General features: G+C 75.7%; 25 protein-coding genes. 11 read left to right on the forward strand and 14 right to left on the reverse strand.

What is annotated here, in order from left to right; all coding sequences use genetic code 11:
* Nucleotides 1–19: 19 nt before the first annotated feature.
* The 3 genes from CHC04_RS05125 to CHC04_RS05135 form a co-directional block, all read right to left on the reverse strand.
* The gene (locus tag CHC04_RS05125; protein ID WP_245816998.1) at nt 20–1,264 is read right to left on the reverse strand and encodes an iron-containing alcohol dehydrogenase; all 1,245 of its coding nucleotides are present in this window, start codon (nt 1,262–1,264) and stop codon (nt 20–22) included.
* 194 nt (nt 1,265–1,458) lie between these two features.
* Nucleotides 1,459–1,686 carry a hypothetical protein gene (locus CHC04_RS05130; RefSeq protein ID WP_089403331.1) on the reverse strand — a complete coding sequence of 76 codons (228 nt, stop codon included), beginning with the start codon at nt 1,684–1,686 and terminating at the stop codon, nt 1,459–1,461.
* 32 nt (nt 1,687–1,718) lie between these two features.
* Entirely contained in the window at nt 1,719–3,167 is a 1,449-nt protein-coding gene (locus CHC04_RS05135) for a bifunctional 3-(3-hydroxy-phenyl)propionate/3-hydroxycinnamic acid hydroxylase (RefSeq protein ID WP_089402834.1), read from the reverse strand.
* A 56-nt stretch (nt 3,168–3,223) separates the two neighbouring features.
* Here CHC04_RS05135 and CHC04_RS05140 point away from each other — a divergent pair, with 56 nt between their 5' ends.
* The 3 genes from CHC04_RS05140 to CHC04_RS05150 all read left to right on the forward strand — a co-directional run bounded on the left by CHC04_RS05140 (nt 3,224) and on the right by CHC04_RS05150 (nt 5,434).
* Entirely contained in the window at nt 3,224–4,018 is a 795-nt protein-coding gene (locus tag CHC04_RS05140; RefSeq protein WP_089402835.1) for a class E sortase, read from the forward strand.
* Between the two features lie 6 nt (nt 4,019–4,024).
* Nucleotides 4,025–4,189, forward strand: a complete 165-nt coding sequence (locus tag CHC04_RS23910) for a hypothetical protein (protein WP_089402836.1) — start codon at nt 4,025–4,027, stop codon at nt 4,187–4,189.
* Nucleotides 4,190–4,306: 117 nt separating this feature from the next.
* On the forward strand, nt 4,307–5,434 hold the full coding sequence (locus tag CHC04_RS05150; RefSeq protein ID WP_089402837.1) for an NDMA-dependent alcohol dehydrogenase: 1,128 nt from the start codon (nt 4,307–4,309) through the stop codon (nt 5,432–5,434).
* A 48-nt stretch (nt 5,435–5,482) separates the two neighbouring features.
* Here the strand turns inward: CHC04_RS05150 and CHC04_RS05155 are convergent, their stop codons facing one another.
* On the reverse strand, nt 5,483–7,183 hold the full coding sequence (locus tag CHC04_RS05155; protein ID WP_089402838.1) for an AMP-binding protein: 1,701 nt from the start codon (nt 7,181–7,183) through the stop codon (nt 5,483–5,485).
* A 156-nt stretch (nt 7,184–7,339) separates the two neighbouring features.
* Here CHC04_RS05155 and CHC04_RS05160 point away from each other — a divergent pair, with 156 nt between their 5' ends.
* Nucleotides 7,340–8,203 carry a LuxR C-terminal-related transcriptional regulator gene (locus CHC04_RS05160; protein ID WP_245816999.1) on the forward strand — a complete coding sequence of 288 codons (864 nt, stop codon included), beginning with the start codon at nt 7,340–7,342 and terminating at the stop codon, nt 8,201–8,203.
* Between the two features lie 147 nt (nt 8,204–8,350).
* Here CHC04_RS05160 and CHC04_RS05165 read toward each other — a convergent pair whose 3' ends face one another.
* The 7 genes from CHC04_RS05165 to CHC04_RS05195 form a co-directional block, all read right to left on the reverse strand.
* Nucleotides 8,351–10,225, reverse strand: a complete 1,875-nt coding sequence (locus CHC04_RS05165) for an AAA family ATPase (protein ID WP_089402839.1) — start codon at nt 10,223–10,225, stop codon at nt 8,351–8,353.
* A gap of 79 nt (nt 10,226–10,304) precedes the next feature.
* Nucleotides 10,305–11,444 (reverse strand): NDMA-dependent alcohol dehydrogenase, encoded by a 1,140-nt coding sequence (locus CHC04_RS05170; protein WP_089403333.1) that lies wholly within the window; start codon nt 11,442–11,444, stop codon nt 10,305–10,307.
* A gap of 126 nt (nt 11,445–11,570) precedes the next feature.
* A complete protein-coding gene (locus CHC04_RS05175; protein ID WP_089402840.1) occupies nt 11,571–12,164 on the reverse strand; it encodes an MOSC domain-containing protein in 594 nt (197 codons plus the stop codon).
* On the reverse strand, nt 12,161–13,282 hold the full coding sequence (locus tag CHC04_RS05180) for an XdhC family protein (protein ID WP_089402841.1): 1,122 nt from the start codon (nt 13,280–13,282) through the stop codon (nt 12,161–12,163). The genes CHC04_RS05175 and CHC04_RS05180 overlap by 4 nt, the downstream gene beginning before the upstream one ends.
* Complete coding sequence (locus CHC04_RS05185) at nt 13,275–14,399, reverse strand: vWA domain-containing protein (protein ID WP_089402842.1); 1,125 nt, start codon at nt 14,397–14,399, stop codon at nt 13,275–13,277. The genes CHC04_RS05180 and CHC04_RS05185 overlap by 8 nt, the downstream gene beginning before the upstream one ends.
* Nucleotides 14,400–14,446: 47 nt before the next feature.
* Complete coding sequence (locus tag CHC04_RS05190; RefSeq protein ID WP_245817000.1) at nt 14,447–15,373, reverse strand: AAA family ATPase; 927 nt, start codon at nt 15,371–15,373, stop codon at nt 14,447–14,449.
* Between the two features lie 150 nt (nt 15,374–15,523).
* Nucleotides 15,524–16,528, reverse strand: coding sequence for a PRC and DUF2382 domain-containing protein (locus CHC04_RS05195; RefSeq protein WP_342743469.1), 1,005 nt, complete (start codon nt 16,526–16,528; stop codon nt 15,524–15,526).
* Nucleotides 16,529–16,880: 352 nt separating this feature from the next.
* Here CHC04_RS05195 and CHC04_RS05200 point away from each other — a divergent pair, with 352 nt between their 5' ends.
* Nucleotides 16,881–17,690, forward strand: coding sequence for a DUF3097 domain-containing protein (locus CHC04_RS05200; RefSeq protein ID WP_089402844.1), 810 nt, complete (start codon nt 16,881–16,883; stop codon nt 17,688–17,690).
* Between the two features lie 88 nt (nt 17,691–17,778).
* Here the strand turns inward: CHC04_RS05200 and CHC04_RS05205 are convergent, their stop codons facing one another.
* The 3 genes from CHC04_RS05205 to CHC04_RS25175 all read right to left on the reverse strand — a co-directional run bounded on the left by CHC04_RS05205 (nt 17,779) and on the right by CHC04_RS25175 (nt 21,134).
* Nucleotides 17,779–18,618, reverse strand: a complete 840-nt coding sequence (locus CHC04_RS05205) for an aldo/keto reductase (protein WP_089402845.1) — start codon at nt 18,616–18,618, stop codon at nt 17,779–17,781.
* A 99-nt stretch (nt 18,619–18,717) separates the two neighbouring features.
* Nucleotides 18,718–19,899 (reverse strand): GNAT family N-acetyltransferase, encoded by a 1,182-nt coding sequence (locus CHC04_RS05210; protein WP_089402846.1) that lies wholly within the window; start codon nt 19,897–19,899, stop codon nt 18,718–18,720.
* Nucleotides 19,896–21,134, reverse strand: coding sequence for an MFS transporter (locus CHC04_RS25175; RefSeq protein WP_089402847.1), 1,239 nt, complete (start codon nt 21,132–21,134; stop codon nt 19,896–19,898). The genes CHC04_RS05210 and CHC04_RS25175 overlap by 4 nt, the downstream gene beginning before the upstream one ends.
* 191 nt (nt 21,135–21,325) lie before the next feature.
* On the opposite strand from CHC04_RS25175, the gene CHC04_RS05220 reads away from it, so the two are divergent.
* From CHC04_RS05220 to CHC04_RS05245, 6 genes are all read left to right on the forward strand, one after another.
* The gene (locus CHC04_RS05220; protein ID WP_089402848.1) at nt 21,326–22,192 is read left to right on the forward strand and encodes a hypothetical protein; all 867 of its coding nucleotides are present in this window, start codon (nt 21,326–21,328) and stop codon (nt 22,190–22,192) included.
* A 146-nt stretch (nt 22,193–22,338) separates the two neighbouring features.
* Nucleotides 22,339–23,403, forward strand: a complete 1,065-nt coding sequence (moaA, locus tag CHC04_RS05225) for a GTP 3',8-cyclase MoaA (protein ID WP_217897186.1) — start codon at nt 22,339–22,341, stop codon at nt 23,401–23,403.
* A gap of 6 nt (nt 23,404–23,409) precedes the next feature.
* On the forward strand, nt 23,410–23,655 hold the full coding sequence (locus tag CHC04_RS05230; RefSeq protein ID WP_245817001.1) for a MoaD/ThiS family protein: 246 nt from the start codon (nt 23,410–23,412) through the stop codon (nt 23,653–23,655).
* Between the two features lie 137 nt (nt 23,656–23,792).
* Nucleotides 23,793–25,178, forward strand: coding sequence for a hemolysin family protein (locus CHC04_RS05235; RefSeq protein WP_089402849.1), 1,386 nt, complete (start codon nt 23,793–23,795; stop codon nt 25,176–25,178).
* Nucleotides 25,171–26,232, forward strand: a complete 1,062-nt coding sequence (locus CHC04_RS05240; protein ID WP_089402850.1) for a hemolysin family protein — start codon at nt 25,171–25,173, stop codon at nt 26,230–26,232. Before CHC04_RS05235 ends, CHC04_RS05240 begins: the two co-directional genes overlap by 8 nt.
* Nucleotides 26,229–26,450 carry a hypothetical protein gene (locus CHC04_RS05245; protein WP_089402851.1) on the forward strand — a complete coding sequence of 74 codons (222 nt, stop codon included), beginning with the start codon at nt 26,229–26,231 and terminating at the stop codon, nt 26,448–26,450. Before CHC04_RS05240 ends, CHC04_RS05245 begins: the two co-directional genes overlap by 4 nt.
* Nucleotides 26,451–26,452 lie beyond the last annotated feature (2 nt).

Consider the following 26,452-nt stretch of genomic DNA (forward strand, 5'->3'; position numbering starts at 1 on the left):
GGTCAGCGCCGGCGGGCGGTCACAGCGCGGCCCGGAACAGCTCGGCGATCTCGGCGCGGTCGGCGTCGCGGGGGTTGGTCGACAGGCAGGCGTCGCCCAGCGTCGTCGTCGCCAGCCGCTCGACGTCGGCCTCCCGCACGCCCAGCGGCCCCAGCCGGCTGGGGCACCCCAGCTGGGCGGCCAGCCGGGTGACGACGCCGGCGGCCTCCTCCGCCGCCTCCTCGCCGCTCAGGCCCGTGACGTCGACGCCCATCGCCCGGGCCACCGGCAGGAACCGCTCGGGGACGGCGCGGGCGTTGAACCGGATGACGTGCGGCAGCAGCACGCCGTTGACCACGCCGTGCGGCACGTCGAGCAGCCCGCCGACCTGGTGGCTCATCGCGTGGGTGGCGCCGAGGATGGCGTTGGTGAAGGCCATCCCGGCCTCCAGGCTGGCCTGGGCCATGCGGGTGGTGGCGGCGGTGTCGCCCGGCGCGGTGAGCGTGCGCCGCAGCGAGCCGCAGATGAGCTCGACGGCGTGCAGCGCGTGCACGTCGGTGAGCGGGCCCGACGCCCGGGAGACGAACGCCTCGATCCCGTGGGTCAGCGCGTCGAGGCCGGTGGCGGCGGCGAGGTCCTCGGGCATCGTGGTGAGCAGCCGGGGGTCGGTGAGAGAGATGTCGGGGACCAGCACCCGGCCGATGAGGGTGGCCTTGAGCCGCCGCGTGGTGTCGGTGACGACGGCGAACTGCGACACGTCCGCGCCGGTGCCCGCGGTGCTCGGGCACATGACGGTGGGCGGAATCGCGGTGGTGACCCGGTCGACCCCCTCGTAGTCGAGGATCGACCCGCCGTTGCTGGCGACGACGGCGACCGCCTTGGCCGCGTCGATGACCGAGCCGCCGCCCAGGCCGACGACCACGTCGCAGCCGCTCTCGCGGTACCGCTGGACGCCCTCGGCCACCTCGTGGTCCTTGGGGTTGGGCGTGAGCCCGGTCCACACGGTGGGCCGCAGGCCGGCGTCGTCGAGGTGGCCCGCGAGCTCGGCGAGCCAGCCGGCCTCGACCAGGCCGGCGTCGGTGACCACGAACGGCCGGCGGGCGCCCAGGCGGCGGGCGGCGAAGCCGGCCTCGGACAGCGCACCCCAGCCGAACACGACCTCGGGCACGAGGTACTTGCTGAACCCGGGCGCCGGCTCTGCTGACGGGCAGGGAGCCGGCCGGACCGGGCGGTCGAGCGCGCGGTGGACCGGCGGGGGCCCGTGCCGCAGCGGGACGGCGGTCACCGCGCCGGGTGGGGCGGCAGGTGGGGAGCGGGCACGACGACCTCCGGGGCACGGACGGCCCGCCCACGATAGCCGCTGTCGTGATGCGCGTCACACGACTGCGCCCCGCCGATCCGGAACGGCGTGCACTTCCGCGGAAGTGCCCTGGGGCACTTCCGCCGAAGTGCACGGGATCGTCGGGAGGGACCCCGGCGTCAGCGGCCGAGGATGCCGCCGATCGCCCCGCCGAGGCCGCCGCCCTGACCGCCACCGCCGCCGAGCATCTTGACGAGGTCCATCGGGTCGAGGCCGAGCTTCTGCAGGATGCCGGCGTGCTGCTCGGTGTCCACCTGGCCGGGCAGCTCCTGGTCGGCCTGCTGCGCCTTGGCGTCGTCGCCCTGGGACTGCAGCAGCTGGAGGATCTGTGCCTTGTCGATCTGCATGACCCGCCGGTACCCGCCGAGCGGGAGTGCACTCACCCCGCGGCGCGCACGACCCGGTCGGGCCGGACGACGGCGTACCGCGCCCGCCCGGCACCCAGCCACGCGGTGAGCGCGCCGTCGACGTCGTCCACCTCGGTGCGCCGACCCGCCGCGGTCACCGCGACCCGGCCGGGCGAGGCCGTCGCGACCACCGCCGTCCCGGCGCCGAGGACGTCGTCGAGCCGGCACTCCCGCCCGTCCACCCGCACCCGCGCGCGCGGCACCAGGGCGCCCGCCAGCCGGCGGCCGGCCCGGCCGCGCCGGTCGACCAGCGGGCCGGAGCGCAGCGGCGGCGTCCGGCTGTCGGTGGCGTAGGCGGCCAGCGCCGGCACGCCCACGACGGCGGCCAGCACGGCCCGGCGGACCGGGACCGCGCCCGCTCCCCCGCCGGTCATCAGCCGCCCGACCAGCGCGGCGAGGCGGACCAGCGCCCGGGCGTGCGGCCCGCGCTCGGCCCCGTGGGTGTCGAGCAGGTCCTCGGGGGCGGTACCGGTGACGACGGCGGCCAGCTTCCAGGCGACCTGGTGCACGTCGCGCAGCCCCAGTCCCAGCCCCTGGCCGACGAACGGCGGCGTCAGGTGGGCGGCGTCGCCGGCCAGCAGCACGCGCCCGCGGCGCCAGCGGTCGGTGACCTGCGCCCGGTAGACGTACTCGGCGCAACGGACCACCTCGGCGTCCGCGGCACCGAACGGCGCGAGGAGCCGGGGCAGTCCGCCGGCCAGCCCGGACACGGTCTCCCCCGGCAGCAGCCGCGCCTCGAACCGGTAGCGGTCGCCGCTGACCGGCATGAACGTTGCGGCGCGGGCCGGGTCGCAGACCTGGTGCACCCCCGGCCACACCGGCAGCGGCGACGGTGCCCGCAGGTCGGCCACGAGCCACCGGTCGGGCCGGCCCAGGTCGCGCATCCGCCCGCCCAGCAGCCGGCGCACCGTGCTGTGCGCGCCGTCGCAGCCGAGCACCGCCGCCGCGTGGACGTCGGCCCGCTCCCCGGTGCGCCGGTCGACGACCGCGACCGTGACGGACCGGTCCGCCCGCGCGGTCAGCCCCACCACCTCCGCCGGGGTGCGCAGCGTGATCCCCGGGGTCCGGACGACGGCGGCACGCAGCACGGCCTCGAGGTCGGGCTGGTGGAACATCGACGCCTGCGGCCAGCCGTGCCGCCCGGCACCGGGCTCGCGGCCGAACTCGGCGAGCACCCGGTGGGCGGCGTCGACCAGCCGCAGCCCCGCCGCCGGCCGGCTCACCGCGAGGAACTCCTCGGCGACGCCGGCGTCGGCCAGCGCGCGCAGCGCCTCGTCGTCGAGGTGCACCGCCCGCGGGACGGCGGGCGGGCGGGGCTGCCGGTCGAGCAGCAGGACCGCCAGCCCCCGCCGGGCGAGCAGCAGCGCAGCCGTGGCGCCCACCGGCCCGGCGCCGACGACGACCACCGGCGGCTGCGACACGCCGTCCAGTCTCCCGGACCGGCGCACGGCTCCCGCACTGGCATCGTGGAGTCGCCATGGCATCACCCTCCGCGACAGCACCGCCGCCCACCGAGTGGCGCCGCTACGGCCGCCCGCGCCGCGACCGGTGGCGCACGCTGGTCAGCGGTCTCGGCCAGACGCTCGTCACCGCCGGCCTCGTGCTGCTGCTCTTCGTCGTCTACGAGCTCTACGTCACCGACCTGTTCGCGGCGCGCGAGCAGGACCGGCTGGCCGACGAGCTGCGCACCGGGTGGAACGCCGACGCCCCCGTGGTCGGGGTGCCCACCTCCCCCGCCGAGCCGGGCGTGGGCGAGCCGTTCGCGGTGCTGCACGTCCCGCGGCTGGGCGAGGACTGGTCCCGGGTGGTGCTCGAGGGCACCACGGAGGACCAGCTGTCCCAGGGGCCGGGCCACTACGTCGGGACGGCGATGCCCGGCCAGCAGGGCAACCTCGCCATCGCCGGTCACCGGGTGGGCCGCGGGTCGCCGTTCCTCGACCTCGACGCCCTGCGCCCCGGCGACCCGATCGTCGTCGAGGTGGCCGACGGCTGGTTCACCTACCGCGTGCTCGGCGACGAGGCCACCGGGGACTTCGCCGACCCCAGCGGCATCCCCGGCCAGCAGATCGTCACGCCCGCGGACGTGGACGTGATCGCCCCGACGCCCGGCGGGCCCGCCGACGCCGCCCCCACCGGCGCCTACCTGACGCTGACCACCTGCCACCCGCGCTACTCCGCCCGGCAGCGGCTGATCGTGCACGCCGTCCTCGACGGGCCCGGCGTGGCCCGGGCGGACTCACCCGACGGGCCGCCGGCCCTGACCGAGGACTGAGGACCCGTGTACCGCTGGATCTGGCACCACCTGCCCGGGGGCACCGCGAGCCGCTCGGCGCTGTCGCTGCTGCTCGCCCTCGCCGTCTGCGCGCTGCTGCTGTTCGTCGTCTTCCCGGTGGTGGAGCCGCACCTGCCGTTCAGCTCGGTCACCGTCGACCCCGGCCGCTGACGGAACGGCACCGGCCGTCCCGCTTGACGGCACCGGGTGTCACACGGAGTCTGTGGCCCGGCGCACAGCCCGTCGACGGCGACGGGTGGCGAGACCGCACTGACGGAGGGACACCGGGTGAAGACCAAGGGCGCGATCCTGTGGGGCGTGGGCGAGGAGTGGTCGGTCGAGGAGATCGAGCTCGGCGACCCGAAGGCGGGTGAGGTCCAGGTCCAGCTGGCCGCCTCGGGGCTCTGCCACAGCGACGAGCACCTGGTCACCGGGGGCACGCCCGTGGCCTTCTACCCGGTCATCGGCGGGCACGAGGGCGCGGGCGTGGTCACCAAGGTCGGCCCCGGCGTCACCGGGCTGCAGGAGGGCGACCACGTCGTCACCGCCTTCATCCCGGCCTGCGGGCAGTGCCCGCCGTGCTCGAAGGGGATGCAGAACCTCTGCGACCTCGGCGCGAACCTGCTGGCCGGGACGTCGATCTCCGACGGCAGCTACCGGGTCCAGGCCCGCGGCAAGGACGTCATCCCGATGTGCCTGCTCGGCACGTTCTCGCCCTACATCACCGTGCACCAGGCGTCGGTGGTCAAGATCGAGCCGGACGTCCCGCTGGAGATCGCCGCGCTGGTCGGCTGCGGCGTCACCACCGGCTGGGGCTCGGCCACCAAGGTCGCCGACGTCCGCCCGGGGGAGAACGTCGTCGTCATGGGCGCCGGCGGCGTCGGCATGAACGCCGTCCAGGGCGCGGCCGCGGCCGGCGCGAAGCGGGTCATGGTCATCGAGCCGGTGGCCCGCAAGCGCGAGTGGGCGATGGACCTCGGCGCCACGCACGTCTTCGAGTCCGCCGAGGAGGCCACCGAGAAGGTCAACGAGCTGACCTGGGGCCGGATGGCCGACAAGACGATCATCACCGTCGGCGACATCCAGGGCGAGGACATCCAGACCGCGCTCAGCCTCACCGGCAAGGGCGGGCGCGCCGTGGTGACCGGCATGGGCAACTACGCCAACACCGACGTCAAGCTCAGCCTCTTCGAGCTGACCCTGCTGCAGAAGGACCTGCAGGGTGCGATCTTCGGCGGCCTGGCCCCGCGGGCGGCGATCCCCGAGCTGCTCAGCCTCTACCAGGAGGGGCAGCTCAAGCTCGACGAGCTGGCGACCGCGAAGTACTCGCTCGAGGACGTCAACCAGGGCTACCAGGACATGCGCGACGGCAAGAACATCCGCGGGATGATCGTCTACACCGACGCCGACCGCTGAGACCGTGCCCCGTGCCCGCCGGCGCTCCCGGCGGGCACGGGGAGCGGCTCAGCCGCCGCGCAGCTCCGGGAAGTCGGTGTCGGCCCAGTCGGTGCCGGTGCCGGCCGGCGCGGCCCGCTCCTCGCGGTGCCGCAGCTCGACCCGGCGGATCTTGCCCGAGATCGTCTTGGGCAGCTCCGCGAACTCGATCCGGCGCACCCGCAGGTAGGGCGCCAGCCGCTCGCGCGCGTGGCGCAGCACCGCCAGCGCCGTCTCCGGGCCCGGCTCCCACCCCGGCGCCAGGGTGACGTAGGCCTTGGGGACGGCGGCCCGCACCGGGTCGGGCACCGGGACGACGGCGGCCTCGACCACCGCTGGGTGCTCGATGAGCACGCTCTCCAGCTCGAACGGGCTGATCTTGTAGTCGCTGGCCTTGAAGACGTCGTCGGTGCGCCCGACGTAGGTGACGTAGCCGTCGGCGTCGCGGGTCGCGACGTCGCCGGTGTGGTAGTACCCGCCGGCCATGGCCTCCGCCGCCCGCTCCGGGTCCGCCTGGTAGCCCGACATCAGGTTCAGCGGCCGCTGGGCGAGGTCCAGGCAGATCTCGCCGTCGTCCCCGCGCTGCCCGGTGACCGGGTCGACGAGCACCACCGGCACGCCCGGCAGCGGGCGGCCCATCGAGCCCGGCCGCACCTCGGCGCCGGGCGGGTTGCCCACGGCCGCCGTCGTCTCCGTCTGGCCGTAGCCGTCGCGCAGGGTCAGCCCCCACTGCCGGCGCACCTGCTCGATGACCTCCGGGTTGAGCGGCTCACCGGCGGCGACGACCTCCCGCAGCGCGCCCGGGCCGCCGGAGAGGTCGGCCTGGATGAGCATCCGCCACACCGTCGGCGGGGCGCAGAACGTGGTGACGCCGTTGTCGCGGACGTGCCCGAGCACGGCGGCGGCGTCGAAGCGGCGGTAGTCGAACAGGTCCACGGTGGCCTCGGCGGCCCAGGGTGCGAAGAAGCAGCTCCAGGCGTGCTTGGCCCAGCCGGGCGAGCTGATGTTGAGGTGCACGTCCCCGGGCTGCAGGCCCAGCCAGTACATCGTCGACAGGTGCCCGACCGGGTAGCTGACCTGGGTGTGCTCGACCAGCTTGGGCCGGCTGGTGGTGCCGCTGGTGAAGTACAGGAGCAGCGGGTCGCCCGGCTCGGTGCCGGGGTGGCCGGGCGGCTCGTCGCTCGCGCCGGCGGTGTCGCCGTAGGGCGCCCAGCCGGCCGGTGCGTCCCCGACGGCGATGCGCCCGTAGTCGCCGGGGACGCCGTCGAACTTGCCGGCGTCGGCGGCGTTGACGACGACGTGCCGCGCGCCGCCGCGGCCGATGCGGTCGGCGAGGTCGGCCGGGCCGAGCGCGGTGGTGGTCGGCATGATCACCGCGCCGAGCTTCATGACGGCGAGCATCGACTCCCACAGCTCGACCTGGTTGCCCAGCATGAGGACGACGCGGTCGCCGCGCTGCACGCCGCGCCCGCGCAGCCAGCCGGCCACCTGGTCGGAGCGGCGGGCCAGCTCGGCGAACGACCAGCTCGCCGTGCGCCCGTCCTCGCCCGTGATGCGCAGCCCGGGCCGGTCGACGCCGCGGGCGACCTCGTCGAACCAGTCCACCGCCCAGTTGAACGGGCCCTCGACGTGCGGCCAGCGGAACTCCTCGGCGGCCTTCACGGGGTCCCCGCGCAGCCCGAGCAGCTGGTCGCGGGCCGCCCGGTAGGCGGTGGTGGCGGTGCCGGGCATGGGGTGGCTCCTCGGTCGTGCGGTCGCGTGCCGGGCATGGTCGGCCGCGGGTCCGGGGTGCCGCCACCCCCGATCTCGCCGGGCCGTCGCCGCCGTCGCGACCTGCGCTAACGTGACCTGTCTCACCGTCGTCCGGACGCGCGAGGAGGCTCCCGGGTGTCCCTCCCCGCCACGGCACGTCCCGACGACCGCGACGCGCTGCGCGCAGCCGTCCGGGAGGTGCACGCGCGGTCGGGGATGAGCGTCGTCTTCGCCGCCGGGCCGGTGCAGGGCCCGTCCGCGCGCATCGACGAGCTGGTCGGCGTGCGGACCCGGTACCTGCGGGGGCTGGAGATCCGCACCGGCGCGGGACTCGGCGGGCGGGTGCTCAGCGAGGGCCGGCCGGCCGGGGTCGAGGACTACGAGCGGGCGCTGGACATCACCCACGAGTACGACGGGCCGGTGCTCGCCGAGGGACTGCGCACGGTGGCCGCCGTCCCGGTGCTGGTCGGCGGGCGGGCGCGGGCGGTGCTGTACGCGGCGAGCCGGGAGGGCGGGTCGCTCGGCGACCGGGTGCGCGACGCGCTGGCCCGCGCCGCCGCCCGCATGGGGTCCGAGCTCGCCGTCCGCGACGAGGTGGACCGCAGGCTGGAGCTGATGGCCACCGCCGCGACCGGTCCGCCTCCGGCCGAGGACCCGGCCCGCTGGGAGGAGGTGCGGGCGGTGCACGCCGACCTGCGGCTGGCCGCGCAGGCCACCGACGACGCCGCCCTGCGCGAGCGGCTGCTGTCGGCCTGCGGGCGGCTGGCGGCGCTCGGGGCCGCGCCCGACGCCGCGGCGCCGGCCGTGCACCTGTCGGCCCGCGAGGTCGACGTCCTCACGCAGGTGGCGCTGGGCTGCAGCAACCGCGAGACCGCCACGCGGCTGTCGCTGCGGCCCGAGACGGTGAAGAGCTACCTCGGGTCGGCGATGACCAAGCTGGACGCGCACACCCGCCTGGAGGCCGTGGTCCACGCGCGGCGGCTGGGGCTCCTGCCGTAGCGCGTGCTCGTGGGGCCTGACACGTCGACCATGGGGTCGACGGGATCGGGGTCGTGATCATCGGATGCGTACCGCGACACGCACCGACACGCCGCACCGACGTGCACGCATCCGATGATCGAAGCAACGCGCCGCGCCCGCCCCGTCTCAGCCGAGCAGGCGGGTGAGGGCGGGCCCCAGGTCGCGCACGGTGCGCACCATCTGCGCGCTGCCGCCGCCGCGCGCGGCCAGCGCCCGTGCGGCCTCCTCGGCCTCCGGCGTGGGCAGCGGACACAGCACGTCGAGCCGGTCGATCCCGGCCAGCGCGGTCTCCGGCGGGTCGCCGGTGGTGTGCAGGCAGTCGGACAGGAGCACGACGGCGCGCTCGTCGGCCACCTCCTCGGCCAGCTGCAGCCGGGCGGCCCGCAGCGCGGCGGCGAGGTCGGTCATCCCGTGCCCGCGCAGCCCCAGCAGGTGGGTGACGACGTCCTCGGCGGCGCGCCGCTGGCCCGAGCGCTGGACGACGTCGACGTCGCGGCCGAAGGTGATCAGGCTGGTCCGCAGCTTCTCGTCGCCGGTGAGCACGACGCCGGCCGCCGCCACCGCCGCGATCGCCACGCCCAGCCCCGTCATCGACCCCGACGTGTCGACGGCGAGGCACACCGCCCGCCGGTTGCCGGTCCACGTGCGGGTGACCAGGTCGCCGGTGGTCAGCGGCGTCCCCACGTCCCAGCGGTCCAGGGTGCGGTCGAGGTCCAGGTCGCCGTCGCCGCGCCGGTCGGGCACCAGCCGCCGCGTGCCCCGGGTGCGGGTGCGGCCCACGCGGCCGACCTGCACGAACACCCGCGCGGCCAGCCGCTGGGCCGCCGAGCGCAGGTCGCGGTCGGTGGCGGCGGCGAGGTCGGTGAGCAGCGCGGCCGCGGCGTCGGCGTCCTCGGCCATCAGCGCGGCGAAGGCCTCCTCGTCGAGCTCGCCGACCTCCGGGCTGACCTCCTCGAAGGCCTCGTGCCGGGCCGCCATCTCCCGCCGGCTGGTCTGCCTGCGCCCGCCGCCGGAGCGCCGGTCGCGGCGCAGCGATGACCCCGAGTCGGTGCCCGCCGGTGTCTCCGGCGGGCCCTCACCTTTTCCCTGGTCACCACCGCCCGGTGGCTCGGGCGCAGCGTCGGCCTCGTCCGGTGGGGGTGGCCCCTCCTCCGGCCAGACGCCGTCGAGGATCTCGTCGATGACCGCCTCGGCGGTGCGCTCGACGCCCTCGGCGATGCGGATCCGCCCCGACAGCGCGGCGTAGGCGGCGTCGCGGGCGGTCTCCCGGGCGCCGTCGGCCCCGAGCCCCGACTGCCCGCGCACGTCGAGCAGGCCGCCGAGCAGCAGCACCAGGTCGATCGCGCCGCGCACCGACGAGCCCATCCGGACGTCGCGGTGCTCCCGCGACGCGCGCACCAGCCGGACGGCGAGCCCGATGAGCGCCGGCGGTGCCCCGGTGACGGCGCCGACGATCGCCCGCTCGGCGGCGGCGTCCTGGTAGCCGAGCACGACCCGGCACATGCGGTCGGCGATCGCCTGCCCGACCCGGGCGGTGCCGATGGCGTCGAAGGGGTTCATGGCCGCGATGAGCCGGAAGCCGGCCGCCGCCTTCACGTGCCCGAGCCGGGGCACGGTGATCTCGCCCTCGGTCAGCACGGTGATGAGGACGTTGAGCGTCTCCTCGGGGATGCGGTTGAGCTCCTCCAGGTAGAGCAGCCCGTGCCCGCGCATCGCCGTCAGCAGGGGCCCGTCGGTGAAGCTGCCGGGCACGTACCCGTCGGCGAGGACGGCGGCGGGGTCGTACTGGCCGATCAACCGGGCCGGCGTCAGCTCGGCGTTGCCCTCGACGAAGACGACCTCCTGGCCGACGTCGGCGGCGATGGAGCGCAGCAGCGTGGACTTGCCCGTGCCCGGCGGCCCCTCCAGGACGACGTGGCGGTTGGTGCGCAGCGCGACGGTGAGCACCTCGCGCTCCCGGCGCAGCCCGATGACCGGGTGCGGCGCGGTGGGGTTGCCCACGCGACTCCTCTCGGGGACAGGGACGAGACCTGCGCACCGGCCCCGGGGCGCCGGTGCGCAGGTCTCGCCGGGGGACCGCTCAGGCCGGCGCGCCCTCCAGCGGCGGGGTGTCGTACTTGATGACGCCGCGGATGTTCTTGCCGTTGACCAGGTCCTCGTAGCCCTCGTTGACCTGGTCGAGGGTGTAGGTCTTGGTGATCAGCTCGTCGAGCTTGAGGTCACCGGACTGGTAGAGCTCGACCATCTTCGGGATGTCGTGGAACGGATCGCCAGAGCCGAACAGGCTGCCCTTGACGGTCTTCTCGAACAGGGTGAGCAGCGAGCTGCTGAGCTCGATGTTGTTCTTGGTCGGGTCGGCCAGGCCGGTGATGACCGCGGTGCCGCCCTTGCGGATGGTGTTCACCGCGTCGGTGACCACCTTCGCGTCGACGACGCCGACGGTGATGATCGCCTTGTCCGCGCCGACGCCGCGGGTCAGCTCCTGGACCAGCTCCTGGGCCTCCTCCGCCGTCTCGACGCTGTGGGTGGCGCCCAGCTGCTCGGCGGCCTCCCGCTTGTTGGGCAGCGGGTCGACGGCGATGACGTTGCGCGCCCCGGCCAGCGCCGCGCCCTGCACGCTGTTGATGCCGATGCCGCCGATGCCGTAGATGACGATCGTGTCGCCGGGCTCGGTGGCCGCCGCGTGCACCGCCGACCCCCAGCCGGTCGGGACGCCGCAGCCGATGAGCACGACCTTGTCCAGCGGCAGGTCGGGGTCGACCTTCACCGCGGAGTTCTCGCTGATGACGGCGCGCTCGGAGAACGTGCCGAGCATGCACATGCCGCCGTAGTCGTTGCCGTCGTCGTCGTGGAAGCGGTAGGTGCCGTCGGGGAGGTTCCCGACGAGGATCGACGCGCCCATGTCGCAGAGGTTCGACTTGCCCGTCGAGCACCACCGGCAGTGGCCGCACACCGGCAGGAACGAGCAGATGACGTGGTCACCGGGCTGCAGCCGGGTGACGCCCGGGCCGACCTTCTCGATGATCCCGGCGCCCTCGTGCCCGCCCACGATGGGGAACTGCGGGACGATGTCGCCGTGCCGCAGGTGCTCGTCGGAGTGGCACAGCCCGGCGGCGACGTAGCGGATGAGCACCTCCCCCGCCTTGGGCTCGTCCAGTTCCAGCTCGGTGATCTCGAACGGCTGCCCGACGTCGCGCAGTACGGCTGCCCTGGTCCTCATCGACACTCCCGTCGCTCGGCCGCCGCGGCTCGACGGCACGTCCTCGGCCGGGCCATCGTCCGGGCGCGGGGAGGCGGCGGGCACCCCCGGACGGGGGGAGGGCGAGGCCGGGCACGGAGAGCGAGGTCAGGCACGGGGCGGGCGGGGCGCCACCCGGCGGGCCAGGCCCGCGCGGGCGGCGTCGAGGGGCACCGCGCTCGCCAGCACGGCGGGCCCGAGCCGCAGCACGCCGTCGGTCAGCGGGGCGCAGCGGATGCCGGCGCGGCCGCGCAGGCCGCGGTGGGCACCCGGCGCGAGGACGGTGTCGAGCCACGCGCAGGGGTTGGCCGGCCGCCCGCCGCGCAGGACCACCACGCCCTCCCCGCAGTCGAGGGAGAACACCTCGCCGCGCAGCGCCTCCACCTCGGCTCCGCGCAGGACGACGTTGCGGCGGGCCAGCAGCGGGTCGAGCGGGCCCACGCCGAGATCGGCGGCGAGCGTCTCGACCGACTCGGCGGCCAGCACGGTGACGGCGGCGTCGCGGTGCGCGGCCCGGCCCGCGTAGCGGTCGCCGACGACGCCGTGCCCGGCGCGCACCTCGATCCGCCCGACCCGGTCGCCGTCCTGCGGCGGGACCACCCCGGCGGGCCGCCCGTCGTAGCGGTGCACCGGCGAGACGAGCAGCCCCACCACCTCGACGTCGTACCGGTACGGGATGCCGACATCGCGACGAAGGCTCATCTCTCGGCGGTGCGGTGGATCGGGCCCTCCGTCCCGGTCAGCCGCTCGCCGGTGCCGCCCCAGCGCCCGGCGATGATCTCCGCGGCGATCGACACCGCCGTCTCCTCGGGCGTGCGCGCGCCGAGGTCCAGCCCGATCGGCGAGGACAGCCGGGTGAGCTCGTCGTCGGTCAGCCCCGCCTCGCGCAGCCGGTCGAGCCGCTCCTCGTGGGTGCGCCGCGAACCCATCGCGCCGACGTAGGCCACCGGCAGCCGCAGGGCCACCTCCAGCAGCGGGACGTCGAACTTGGGGTCGTGGGTGAGCACGCACAGCACGGTGCGCTCGTCGATCCGCCCGGCGTCGACCTCGGCCTGCAGGTACCGGTGCGGCCACTCGACGACGACCTCGTGGGCGTCGGGGAAGCGGCGGGCGGTGGCGAACACCGGCCGGGCGTCGCACACCGTCACGCGGTAGCCGAGGAACGCGCCGACCCGCGCGACGGCGGCGGCGAAGTCGATGGCGCCGAACACGACCATCCGCGCCGGCGGGGCGAAGGAGGACACGAACAGCGTCAGCTCGTCGCCGCGCCGCTCCCCGTCGTGGCCGTAGGCCAGCGTGCCGGTGCGGCCGGCGGCGAGCATGCCGCGGGCGTCGTCGGCCACGGCGTCGTCCAGGCGCTGCAGGCCCAGGGTGCCGGAGGCGCGGTCGGGCCAGAGCACCAGCCGCCGGCCGATCCGGTCCTCGGGCCCGCGGACGACGGTGACGACGGCGACCGGCTCGTGCCGGTCCACGGACTCGGCGATCTCGCCGAGCTCGGGGAAGGACTCGCGCGAGACCGGCTCGACGAACACGTCGAGGATCCCGCCGCAGGTCAGCCCGACGGCGAACGCGTCGTCGTCGCTGACGCCGTAGCGCTCCAGCGTCGGGACGCCGGTCTCGACGACGTCCTTGGCCTCCTCGTACACCGCGCCCTCGACGCAGCCGCCGGACACGCTGCCGACCGCCGTCCCGTCCGGGCCGACCAGCATCGATGCGCCGGCCGGGCGGGGCGCGGAGCGCCAGGTGGCCACGACCGTGCCCATGCCGACCGTCTCCCCGGCCTGCCACCAGCCCACCAGGTCATCGAGAACATCACGCACGTGAGATCACTCCCGACAGCTCCTCGAACGCCGCCAGGCTGTGCCCGGAGACGAACGCGTCAACAGAGGGCAGCGCCGCCTGCATCCCGCCGGTCAGCGGCTCGTAGCCGCTGCGCCCCTTGTGCGGGTTGACCCAGACGACGGCGTGCGCCAGCCGGCGCAGCCGCGCCATCTGCTCGCGCAGCAGGTCCGGGCTCCCCCGCTCCCAGCCGTCGCTGCACACCACGACGACGGCGCCGCGGGCGGTCCCCCGCTGGCCCCACCGGTCGAGGAAGGCCTTGAGCACCTCGCCGAGCCGGGTGCCGCCGGACCAGTCGGGGATGGCCTCGCCGCTGGCGGCCAGCGCCCGGTCGGGGTCGCGCAGCCGCATCTCGCGGGTGACGCGGGTCAGCCGGGTGCCGATGGTGAACACCTCGGTCGAGGCCGGCCGGGCGCGCACGGCGGCGTGCGCGAAGCGCAGCAGCGCGTCGGCGTAGGGGCTCATCGACCCCGAGACGTCGACGAGCAGCACCACCCGCCGCGGTCTCGGACGGGCGCGGCGGCGCAGCAGCCGGGTCACCTCGCCGCCGTCGCGCAGCGCCCGCCGGACCGTGCGCGCGGGGTGCACCGACCCGTGCGGGGCCGGCCGGCGCCGGCGGGCGCGGCGCATCGGCGCGGCCGGGCGCACCAGCGCGAACAGCCGGCGCAGCTGCTCGCGCTCGGCCGGGGTCAGGTCGGCGACGTCGCGGTGCCGCAGCACCTCGTCCCCGGACGCGGCGACGGCGAGGTCGGAGGGGTCCTCGCCCTCCGCACCGGCACCGGCGCCCTGCTCCAGCGGCGCGGTCGCCGCGACCCGGGGCGGGGTCTGCGCCGTCGCCGTCGACCGGCGGGGCGTCTCGCCGCCGAAGTACGCGGCGAAGGCGGCGTCGTAGCGGTCGAGGTCGTCGGGACCGGCGCACAGCGTCAGCCGGCCGGCCCAGTAGACGGCGGTGGCGTCGAGGACGTCGAGCGCTGCCACCGCCGAGAGCATCGCCTCGACCCGGTCGGGCGAGGCGCCCACCCCGGCGGCGCGCAGCGTCCGGGCGAACCCCAGGACGACGCCGACCACGTCGCGCGGCTGCGAGGCACAGGAAGCCATCCCCACGTTCTCAGCCCTCCGACGTGCGAAGAGCATCCAATGCCCGTTCAGGCGCCACCGAACAGCGCTCCCCGGGCCAGGGCGTGCACCCGGTCGGTGTCCTCCCGGTACTTGAGGACGGCGCCGAGCGTGCGGGCGGCCAGGTCGGGGTCGAGGTCGCGCGCCCCCAGGGCGTGCAGCGCGCTGGCCCAGTCCATCGCCTCGGCCACGCCCGGCGGCTTGAGCAGGTCCAGCGTGCGCAGCTTCGCCGTCGCCCGGGCCACCTCCCGGGCCAGCGTCTCGGTGACCTCGGGCAGCCGGGTCCGCAGGATCGCGACCTCGCGGTCGAAGTCGGGGTGCTGCAGCCAGTGGTAGAGGCAGCGGCGCTTGAGCGCGTCGTGGACCTCGCGGGTGCGGTTGGAGGTCAGCACGACCAGCGGCGGCACCTCGGCGCGCACGGTGCCGAGCTCGGGGATGGAGATGGTGAAGTCCGACAGCACCTCGAGCAGGAAGGCCTCGAACTCGTCGTCGGCGCGGTCGACCTCGTCGACCAGCAGCACGCTCGGGGAGTCCTCGAGCGCCTGCAGCAGCGGGCGGGCGAGCAGGAAGCGCCGGTCGTAGAGCGAGGCCTCCAGCGTCTCGGTGTCCCCCGTGGCGTGCGCGGCCTCGGCGGCCCGCAGGTGCAGCAGCTGGCGGCCGAAGTCCCAGTCGTAGAGCGCCTGGCTGGCCTCGAGGCCCTCGTAGCACTGCAGCCGGTAGATCGGCCGGCCGGTGACCTCGGCCAGCGCGCGGGCCAGCGCCGTCTTGCCCACGCCGGCCTCGCCCTCGAGGAAGAGCGGGCGGCGCATGACCAGGGCCAGGTAGGCCGCGGTCGCCAGCCCCTCGTCGGGGAGGTACCCGGTCGCCCGGAGTGCGGCGGCGAGCTCGTCGGGACCGCCCGGGAGCCCGTCGGTCCGGGGAGGGGGCGCCGACGCCGCGGCCGTGGTCTCGATCACGCCGCCGAGCATCCCACCCGCACGCGCCGCGGGCCGCGCCGGCGCGGGCGGCCCCGGACAGCACGGTGGCCGGCCGGGAGTCGAGGTCTCCGGCCGGCCACCGCCGTCTCGTGCGCCCGGTCGGTCCCGGGCCCTGGGTCGTGCCGTGCGTCAGCGACCGATCTTGCCGTCGTTGTCGCGGTCGAGCGCGTCCTTGGCCTTCTGCACGAAGCCGCGCTCGTCACGGCCGGTGGTGCCGGTCGTCGTCCCGGCGACGCCGGACTGACCGCCGTCGACCTCGATCTCCTCCTTGCGCACCTGCTCGTTGACCTGCTGCTGCTCGGTCACGGTCTCGGTGTCCAGGCGGACGCGCTCGACCGGCACGGCCTCCTTCTCCACCACGGGGCGCTCGGCGTGCAGGACGACCTCGTGCTCCTCCTCCGAGATCGCCGGCCCGTCCATCGCGTTGCCGATGTTGGCGTCGGTGATGGGCTCACGCTCGACGCGGACCTCCTCGTGGGAGACCGGCACGGTGGTGCTGACGTTCTCGGTCACCACGTACTTGCGCAGCCGGGCGCGGCCGGCCTCGACGCGCTGGGTGCCCACGTTGACGTGCTCCTCGGAGCGGGTCATCGCGCGGTCGGTGGTCGGGCCGGAGGTGTCGTGACCCACGGCGCGGCCCTGGACGTCGTCGTAGACGCCGTCGCCGTCGCGGTCGGCACGGCCGGTGGTGCTGGTGCCGGCGGTGGTGCCCATCCCGGCACCGCCGGTGGTGAGGTCCTGCTGGGTGCGGGTCTGGTCGGCGCTGTACGTGCCGGCCGTCCCGGTGTCGGTGCCCGTCGTCTGCGTCGTCTGCGTCGTCTGGGCGGTCTGGGTGGTCTGGGTGCCCGAGGTGCCCAGGCCGTAGTACCGGTACAGCTCCTGCTCCTCCTGCGGGGACAGGTGGCCGTCGGTGTCGATCCGCGGGGCGTCCTTGACCTTGGCCTTGCTCACGTGGACGCGCAGGCCGTCGTTGGTCAGGTCGGCGTCCCGCAGCGGGATGAAGGACTCCTTGGTGCCGAACAGGCCGGTCCGCACGGTGGCCCACTCCGGCTGACCGGTCTCGTCGTCCAGGTAGACCTCCGAGACCGAGCCGATCTTGTCGCCCGTGTCGTCGTAGACGTCCTGCCCGATCACACGGCTGATGGTGTCGGTGCCGATCATCGTCGTTTCGCGCTCCCATCTGAGCTCAGGTGTTCCGGTCGAGAAGTGGGTGACCGGGCTCGCGGGACCGAAACGACCCGACGCGATCTTCCTCGTGCCCCTCCTTCGACCGCCCGGCCCGGACCGCCCTGCGGAGCCGCACCCGACGGCCCGTTCCCGCAGGTCAGTACCCGGTGATGGGCCGCGACAGGAGCCCTCCGGAGCGCCCGACGATCCGCGACGGACGGGGACACAGCGTCAACGGCGTGTCGCCCGGGCGTGTCGCAGCCGCTCCCTCCCGGCGCGTCTGCGGGGCTCCCGCGCCGTCATCGGCTCTCCTGGGGACGTGCCACCCCGCTCCCCCTACGACGACCTGGTCCACCCGCGCACCGTGAAGAAGCCGACGCCGCAGGTCGCCGCCGAACGCGACCTCGTCGTCGAGGACCCCAGCTCCGGGTTCGTGGGCGCCGTCGTGCGCTGCGAGAAGGACGTCGTCCACCTCGAGGACCGCTTCGGCCGCGTGCGCGCCTACCCGCTGGGGCCGGGCTTCTGGGTCGACGGCCGGCCGGTCGTGCTGGTGCGCCCGACGCCGAGGGGTCCGGCGACACCGACCCGCAGCGCCTCCGGCTCGACCTACGTCGCCGGGGCCCGCGCCCGCGTGGCGCGCGAGGGCCGCATCCACGTCGAGGGCAAGCACGACGCCGAGCTCGTCGAGAAGGTGTGGGGCCACGACCTGCGCATCGAGGGCGTCGTCGTCGAGCCGCTGCACGGCGTCGACGACCTGCCGGCGATCGTGCGCGAGTTCCGCCCCGGGCAGGGACGGCGCCTGGGCGTGCTGGTGGACCACCTGGTGCGCGGGTCGAAGGAGTCGCGGATCGCCGAGCAGGTCACCGGGCAGCACGCGCTCGTCGTCGGCCACCCGTTCATCGACATCTGGCAGGCGGTCAAGCCCTCCGTCGTCGGCATCCGCGCCTGGCCGGAGGTGCCCCGGGGCGAGGACTGGAAGACCGGCGTCTGCCGCCGGCTGGGCTGGGAGGACGACACCGGCTACGTGTGGGCGCAGCGGATCCTCGCCCGCGTGCGCACCTGGACCGACCTCGAGCCCGCGCTCATCGGCCGCGTCGAGGAGCTCATCGACTTCGTCACGACCGACTGATCCCCGTCGAGATCACGTGATCTCGACCGCTCCGGGCCCCGGACGTGCCGAGATCACGTGATCTCGGCACGTCCGGGGGCGCCGGAGGTCAGCCGGGGACGTAGTCGAACGTGTCCGGGTCGGGGCCGGTGCGCTCGCCGCGGTCGAGCGCGGTGATCGCGGTCATGTCCTGACCGTCGAGCTCGAAGTCGAACAGCGCGAAGTTCTCCTCGATGCGCGAGCGGGTCACCGACTTCGGGAAGACGACGTCGCCGCGCTGCACGTGCCAGCGCAGCACGACCTGCGCCGGCGTCCGCCCCAGCTTCTCCGCGATGGCCACGACCACCGGGTCGTCGAGGACCTTGCCCTGGGCGATCGGCGACCAGGCCTCGGTGACGATCTCGTGGTCGGCGTCGAACGCGCGGACCTCGTCGTTGGCGAGGTAGGGGTGCACCTCGATCTGGTTGACCGCCGGGCGCACCTCGGTCTCTGTGAACAGCCGGCGCAGGTGGTGCGGGTTGAAGTTGGAGACGCCGATCGCGCGGCACCGCTCGCCGGCGTAGATCTCCTCCATCGCCTTCCACGTCTCGACGTAGTCGATGCCGATGGTGGGCAGCGGCCAGTGGACGAGGAACAGGTCGAGGTAGTCCAGACCCAGGTCGTCCATCGTCTGGTCGAACGCGCGCAGGGCGTCGTCGCGGCGGTGGAAGCCGTTGTTCAGCTTGCTGGTGACGAACACCTCCGACCGGTCGAGGCCGGACTCGCGGACGGCCTGGCCGACCTCCTTCTCGTTGCCGTACATCTCGGCGGTGTCGATGTGGCGGTAGCCGACCTCGAGCGCGCTGCGCACGGCCTCGGCGGTGTTCTCCGGCTCGATCTGGAAGACGCCGAAGCCCAGCTGCGGGATCTCGACGCCGTTGTTCAGGCGGATGGTGGGCACGGTGGCCACGGGCGCTCCTCTGGCTGACGACGGATGGGGCCGCCGCGCGCACACCGGGCGCGGCCTGCCGGTCCACCGCCTACCCGCGGGCCGGGCGCTCAACCCGCCTCAGAAGTGGTCGAGCAGCTGCGCCGGCGGTCCGCAGGCGAGCAGGTCCAGCGCCGCCGGGTCGTCCGGCCCGGTCACCAGCCCGGCCAGCGCCGCCGCCCGGCCGCCGGTGACACCGCCGTAGAGCTGGGCGAACCCCCGGACGTCGAGCACCAGCCCGGGCTCGGACGCCGGACGGCGGAGCTCACCGGCGCCGTCGGCGAGCTCGAGCTCCCAGGGGCCGGCGTTCTCCGGCACGGCCGGGTCGAGCAGCGTGAACGCCACCCGTCCGCGCACGTGCTGCGGCCAGCCGCGGTCGGCCACGGCGCGCACGACGTCGACGGGCCGGTGCATGAACGCCGCGCCCGGGCCGGCGAGGGAGCGCTCGAGCGGCAGCGCGCCGGCCACCGCGTCGCCGGGCAGCAGCGGCACCCGCACGGTGCGGGTCACGCTGCGCCAGCCGGCCAGGACCGCCACCAGCGCCCGCCCGGCCTCGGCGGTGACCGCGACCAGGTCGTGGACGGCCAGCCGCGCCTCGGGGCCGTAGCCGGTGCCGCGCTCGTAGGTCAGGGCCCCGGTCGGGACGCCGTCCTGCTCGACCACCGTGAGCCCGTCGACGCCGTCGGGCCAGCGGCCCCCGTGCGGCAGGTCGAAGGCGCCGCCACGGCGGGTGAGCAGCCCCGCGCGCGGCCGGGCGAGGGTCTCGTACAGCGCGTCGACGACCGCGAGGTCGGCCGGCTCCCCGGGGCGCACGTCGACGCCGGGCACCGGGGCCGAGGGCAGCGAGGCGGTGTCCAGGTCGGCCCGCTGCAGCGCGCCGACGACCTCCCACCCGAGCCGCCGGTACACCGCCGACACCGTCGGGTAGAGGGCGCTGACCGCGGCGCCCCGCTCGCGGCCGCGGGCCAGCAGGTCGGTGAGCAGCGCGCGGGCCACCCCGGCGCCCCGGTGCTCGGGGAGGACGGCGACGCCGCCGACGTCCGCCGTCGCCACCGTCCGGCCGCCCCACCACTGCCGGTGGCCGGTGTCGGTGGCCTTGCCGACCAGCCGGCCGCGGGCGTCGAAGGCGCCGAGGCGCAGCACCCCCTCGACCGGCCGCAGCGCCCACTCGGGCGCCTCGGCGGGGCCGCCGAAGGCCAGCCGGCCCAGGTCCCACGCGGCGGGCAGGTCGTCGTCGGCCAGCGGCCGGACGGTGAGGGTCACGCGGCCACCGGCACCGGCTCCGGCGCGCGGCGCAGCAGCGGCGCCCCGGCCAGGCCGATGACCCCGGCCACGGCGGCGGCGAGGGCCGGCACCGCGAAGGCCGCCTGGGCGCCCCACGCGTCGACGGCGGCACCGGCCAGCGCCGACCCGGCGGTGACCCCGACGGTCAGCCCGGTGTGGGTCCACGACAGCGCCTCGGTGAGCGCCGAGCGCGGCACCCGCGACTCGACCAGCGAGGCACCCGACACCAGCACCGGCGCGACGGCGAGGCCGGCGAGGAAGCCGGCGCCCACCAGCAGCGGCAGCGAGGACACCGCCCACAGGCCCTGCGCGGCCACGGCGAAGGCGACGGCGGTGCCGACGAACCGCGCGGCCAGCGAGCCGGGCAGCCGCGCGACGCCGTAGGCCAGCCCGGCGACCAGGCTGCCGGCGGCGTAGAGGGCCAGCGCGAGGCCGGCCAGCGCCGGCCGCCCGCTCTCCTCGGCGAAGGCCACGACGACGACGTCCATCGCGCCGAACACGGTGCCGACGCCGAGGTAGGCGACCAGCACGACGAGCACCGCCGGCCCGAGGGCGGCGCGCCGCCGGTGCCCGGCGCCGCCCGATGCCGGCGTGACCACCGGCTCGGTGGCCCGCTGGCGGGACAGCCACAGCCCGCCGAGGGTGCCCAGCACGATGCCGGTGGTGAACCCGGCGGCCGGGGCGACCAGCGTGGCGAGCAGGGTGACCACCGGCGGTCCGACGACGAAGACCACCTCGTCGACGACGGACTCGAAGGCGAACGCGGTCTGCCGGCGCTCGGCGTCGGCCAGCGCGGCAGCCCACCGGGCTCGCACCAGCGCGCCGATGTTGGGCGCGCTCGCGCCGGTCAGCCCGGCGAGGGCGAACCAGGTCCAGGTCGGCGCGCCGCCCACGACGACGCCGACGAAGGACAGGCCGGTGACGGCGTAGGCGGCCATCGCCGCGCGCAGGACGACGCCCTGGCCGCGGCGGTCCATCGCGCGGGCCCACGCCGGGCCGCCGACGGAGGCGGCCAGCGCGAGGGTGCCGGCGACGGCGCCGGCCAGCCCGTAGCTGCCGGACTCGCCCTCGACGAGCAGGACCGCGCCGAGGCCGAGCATCGGCAGCGGCAGCCGGGCGACCCAGCCGGCGAAGGAGAACCAGGCGGCGCCCGGGACGGTGAAGAGGCGGGCGTAGGGGCCGAGCAGGGGACGGAGGACGGTGCGGGGTGACACGGGCTCTTCTCGCGCTTCCTGGCCACAGGCGAGGGCGGGACTGCCCGCCGGACTCTCGGGTGGCGACGCGACCGTAACAACGGCGCACCCGTCCGTCGTCCCGGTTTCGGTACGTGTGCGTGTCATCACTCACAGTCCGAGGTCGGACCGGCACCCTGACCCGCGCCCGTCCACCCGACCCGAGGAGCCCCGTGGCCCCCACCTCCCGGCCGCGTCCCCTGCGCGCGGTCCTCGTCCTCCTGCTCGCGCTCGCCGCGTTCCTGGTCCCCGGCACCGCCTCGGCCTCCGGGGGCGACGACGGCGGCACCGAGGGCACGAGCAGCGGCGGCGACTTCGCCGTCACCGTCAACGGCCGCACGTCCAACCCGGGCCCCGGCAGCGAGTACCGGCTGCGCGACGTGACGCCGACCGGGCCGATCGCCGTCCGCGGCCGGCACGTGACCTACACGATCGACCCCGCCACCCTCGGCGTGTACGACTACGCCCTCACCGGTGCCCCCGACCCGCAGCGCATGGTCACCGCCCCGACCGTCGTCTTCGCCTCCAAGGTGCCCGTGCTGTCCGCGGCCCAGCTCCGCGGCGTGCGGATCAGCGAGCTGCGGCTGCGCGACGACGTGCTGGTGGTCTCGTTCACCACAGCCTCGGGCGGCAAGTTCAAGATTCAGTCGAAGGACGCGCCGCAGGGCGGGATCTTCCAGATGGAGCAGGAGTTCGGCACCGCCGTCGAGTACGTGCACACCCTCGGCGCCGGCCTCTTCTACTTCGTCAACGAGTACACCGGGAAGATCAACTTCGGCGACGGCGTGGCGGCCGACGCCACCCACCAGATGCTGCTCGGCAAGGACAGCCCGCAGGTGGCCACCAAGCTGTCCCAGACGGCGACGACGACCCGCTGGTCGGTCGCCTCGGGCGGCCGCCTGGGCGGCGTGCTCGGCGAGGACGCGATCGAGCTCTCGGCCGGCGCCACCAACTGCACCACCGACTGCCAGGCGCGCAACCGCGTGCAGGGCGACCTCGTCGTCCCGCCGGACCCGACGAACCCCACCCCGATCGGCTGACCTCCCCCGGCGTCGCAGCGCCGGTGCAACCCCCGCATCCGCGGTCGCGGCCAGGACTCCCCGGTCGCGACCGCGGATGCGGCGCTTCCGGGGGCGCCCACCGCGCGACGGGCGACGCGATCCCGTTCCGCGGATACATTCGCGGGGTGAGTGCCACCCCGCTCCCCGACCCGCGGCCCCGCACGGCCGACGGCGTCGCCCCGGGTGCCCTGCCCGGCAGCGGCGGGCTGGTCGACCGGCACGGCCGGGTCGCCACCGACCTGCGGGTCTCGCTCACCGACCGGTGCAACCTGCGCTGCACCTACTGCATGCCGCCCGAGGGCCTGCAGTGGCTGCCCAAGGTCGAGCAGCTCACCGACGACGAGGTCGTGCGGCTGGTGCGCATCGGCGTCGAGCAGCTGGGCATCCGCGAGGTCCGCTTCACCGGCGGCGAGCCGCTGCTGCGCCCGGGCCTGGTCGGCATCGTCGCGGCGGCCACCGCGCTCGACCCGCGGCCCGAGGTCAGTCTCACCACCAACGCCATCGGGCTGGCCCGCGTCGCTCCCGCGCTCGCCACCGCCGGCCTCGACCGCATCAACGTCAGCCTCGACACCCTCGACCGCGAGCGGTTCCGGCAGCTCACCCACCGCGACCGGCTCGACGACGTCCTCGCCGGCCTGCGCGCCGCGCAGGACGCCGGGCTGACCCCGGTGAAGGTCAACGCCGTGCTGCTGCGGGGCATGAACGAGGACGACGCCGTCCCGCTGCTGGACTTCTGCCTCGAGCACGGCTACCAGCTGCGCTTCATCGAGCAGATGCCGCTCGACGCCCACCACGCCTGGACCCGGGGCGAGATGGTCACCGCGGAGGACATCCTCGCGCGGCTGTCCGCCGCGCACGACCTCGCGCCCGACACCGAGGAGCGCGGCTCGGCGCCCGCCGAGCGCTGGCTGGTCGACGGCGGCCCGGCCACCGTCGGCGTCATCGCCTCGGTCACCCGCTCGTTCTGCGGCACCTGCGACCGCACCCGGCTCACCGCCGACGGGCAGATCCGCAACTGCCTGTTCGCCCGCGAGGAGTCCGACCTGCGGACGGCGCTGCGCGAGGGTGCCACCGACGCCGAGCTCGCCGACCGGTGGCGGATCGCCACCCTGGCCAAGCTCCCCGGCCACGGCATCGACGACCCGAGCTTCCTGCAGCCGTCCCGGCCGATGTCGGCCATCGGGGGCTGACCGGCCGTGGGCACCGTGACCGTGCGCTACTTCGCCGGGGCCCGGGCGGCCGCCGGCGTCGACACCGAGACCTGCGCGGCCGGCACCCTGGCGGAGCTGGTCGACCGGATCGTCGAGGTCCACGGCGAGCGCCTCGGGAAGGTGCTCACCGCCTGCTCGTTCCTCGTCGACGGAACGCAGACGCGCGACCGTGCGTTGCAGCTGGGACCCGGGGCCACGGTCGACGTGCTGCCCCCCTTCGCCGGAGGATGACCGCCCCCCTGTGAGCAAGCCTCACCATACGACCCCCTCCCTGCTCTGCCGGGGCCGCTCGTGACCGAGCTCGCGAGGTCACGCAACAGCACAGCACCGCCGGGCACGGCATCGCCGAGCGCCAGCGAGGCGACGCCGTGACCGAGTGGCTGCTCGTCCTCGTCGGCGTCGTCCTGGTCCTCGCCTGCGCCGCGTTCGTGGCCTTCGAGTTCTCGCTGGTGACCGTCGACCGGCCCACCGTCGAGCGCGAGGCGGCGGCCGGCGTGCGCGGGTCGACGGGCGTCCTCGCCGCGCTGCGCACGCTGTCCACCCAGCTCTCGGGCGCCCAGCTGGGCATCACCGTCACCAACCTGGCGATCGGCTTCGTGGCCGAGCCCTCGATCGCGGCGCTGCTGCGCGGGCCGCTGGAGTCGGCCGGCCTGTCCGGTGCCGCCGCCCGTTCGGTGTCGATCACCCTCGCGCTGGTGCTGGCCACCGCGCTGACCATGGTGTTCGGCGAGCTGGTGCCCAAGAACGTGGCCATCAGCGAGCCGCTGCGCACCGCCCGGGCGGTGTCGGGTTTCCAGCGCGGCTTCACCCGGGCCACGTCGCTGGTCATCCGGCTGCTCAACGGCTGGGCCAACGCCACGCTGCGCCGGGTGTTCGGCGTCGAGCCGCAGGAGGAGCTCGCCTCCGCGCGCTCACCCGACGAGCTGACCTCCCTGGTCCGCCGGTCCGGCCGGCAGGGCACGCTGCCCACGGAGACCGCGGAGCTGCTCGAGCGCGGCCTGGCGTTCGGCGAGCTGCGCGCCAGCGACGCCGCCACCCCGCGCACCCGCATGACCACGGTGCCCGAGCAGGCGCCGGTCGCCGAGGTGCTCACCGTCGCCCGCGACTCCGGCCACTCCCGCTTCCCGGTCGTCTCCGCCGCCGGCGTCGACGACGTCGTCGGGATGGTCCACGTGAAACACGCCCTCGCCGTCCCCCGCGACCGACGGGCGGCCACCCCGGTGTCGGCGGTGATGCTGCCCCCGCTGTTCGTCCCCACCTCGCGGCGGCTGGACGACCTGCTCGGCGACCTGCGCCGGGGCGGGCTGCAGATGGCCGTCGTCGTCGACGAGTACGGCGGCACCGACGGGGTGGTGACCGTCGAGGACCTCGTGGAGGAACTCGTCGGCGACCTGGCCGACGAGCACGACGAGGAGGCCGGCGACGACGTCGTCGACCGCGGGGACGGCACCTGGTCGGTGTCGGGCCTGCTGCGGCCCGACGAGGTCGCCGCGGTCACCGGGCTCTCGGTGCCCGCCGACCGGCACTGGGAGAGCGTCGGCGGGCTGGTGCTGCACGTGCTCGGCCGCATCCCCGAGGTCGGCGACCGGATCGAGGCCCGGCCCACCCTGCCGCCCGAGCTGGCCGCCGAGGCCGAGGGCCTGCCGGCGGGCGTGTGGGTGCGGGTCGAGCGGGTCGACGGCACCCGGGTGGAGCGGGCCCTCGTCGGCGAGGTGCCCGCCACCACCGGCGAGGAGGAGGACGGCCGTGGGTGACTGGGGCGGCGTGCTGGTCGCCGTGGTGCTGCTGCTGGCCAACGCCTTCTTCGTCGGCGCGGAGTTCGCCCTCATCTCGGCGCGCCGCTCGTCGATCGAGCCCCTGGCCGACGCCGGCTCCCGCCGCGCCCGCACGACCCTCGCGGCGATGGAGCGGGTGTCGCTGATGATGGCCGGCGCGCAGCTGGGCATCACCGTCTGCTCGCTGGGCCTCGGCGCGATCGGGGAGCCCGCGGTGGCGCACCTGCTCGAGCCGCTCTTCACGCTGCTGGCCGTGCCCGAGGGCCTGGTGCACCCGATCTCGTTCGTCATCGCGCTGACCGTCGTCGTCGCGCTGCACGTGGTGATCGGCGAGATGGTGCCCAAGAACCTGGCGCTGGCCGGGCCCGACCGCGCCGCGCTGGTGCTCACCCCGCCGCTGGCCGCCGTCGTCACGGTGCTCAAGCCGGTCATCGTGGTGCTCAACGCGCTGGCCAACGCGGTGCTGCGGCTGCTGGGCGTGCGGCCCAGGGACGAGGTCACCAGCGCGTTCACCCGCGACGAGGTGGCGGGGCTGATCGGTGAGTCCCGCGCCGGCGGGCTGCTCGACCAGCGCGGCTTCGAGCTGCTCACCGGCGCCCTGGGCCTGGAGGAGCGCGACACCCGCTCGGTGCTCATCCCCCGCGCCGCGCTGACCGTCGTCGCGCCCGGGGACGACACCGCCACCGTCGAGCGCGCCGCGGCCGCCACCGGCTACTCCCGCTTCCCGGTGGCCGAGGGCGCGGAGCTGCTCGGCTACGTGCACGTCAAGGACGTGCTGGTCGCCGACGGCGCGCCCGAGCCGCGCGTCCGCGACATCACCCGCCCGCTGCCCCGGGTCGCCGCCGACGACGACCTGCGGCGCACGCTGGGCGTCATGCAGTCCGGGCGGGCCCAGCTCGCCGCGGTCACCGACGGCGGCCGGGTGGTCGGCGTCGTGGCCCTGGAGGACATCCTCGAGGAGCTCGTCGGGGAGATCCGCGATGCTGCACACAGGGCACCCGCTCGGGAGCCGGGGAGGACGGGAGCGCGATGAGCTTCATCGACAAGGCGAAGGCCAAGGCCGAGGAACTGCTGGGGCGGGCCGAGGAGCTCTACGGCGAGTCGCACGGCGACGCCGCCGCGCAGGTGGCCGGGGAGGCCCACCGGCTCGAGGCCGAGGTGGAGCTGGAGGAGGAGCGCGCCGAGGAGGCCGCCCACGGGCACGGCACGCCCCGCCCCACCGACGAGGACGGCCAGGCCCCGGTCGGCTGACC

The organism is Geodermatophilus saharensis, assembly GCF_900188205.1.
Classification (GTDB): Bacteria; Actinomycetota; Actinomycetes; order Mycobacteriales; family Geodermatophilaceae; genus Geodermatophilus; species Geodermatophilus saharensis.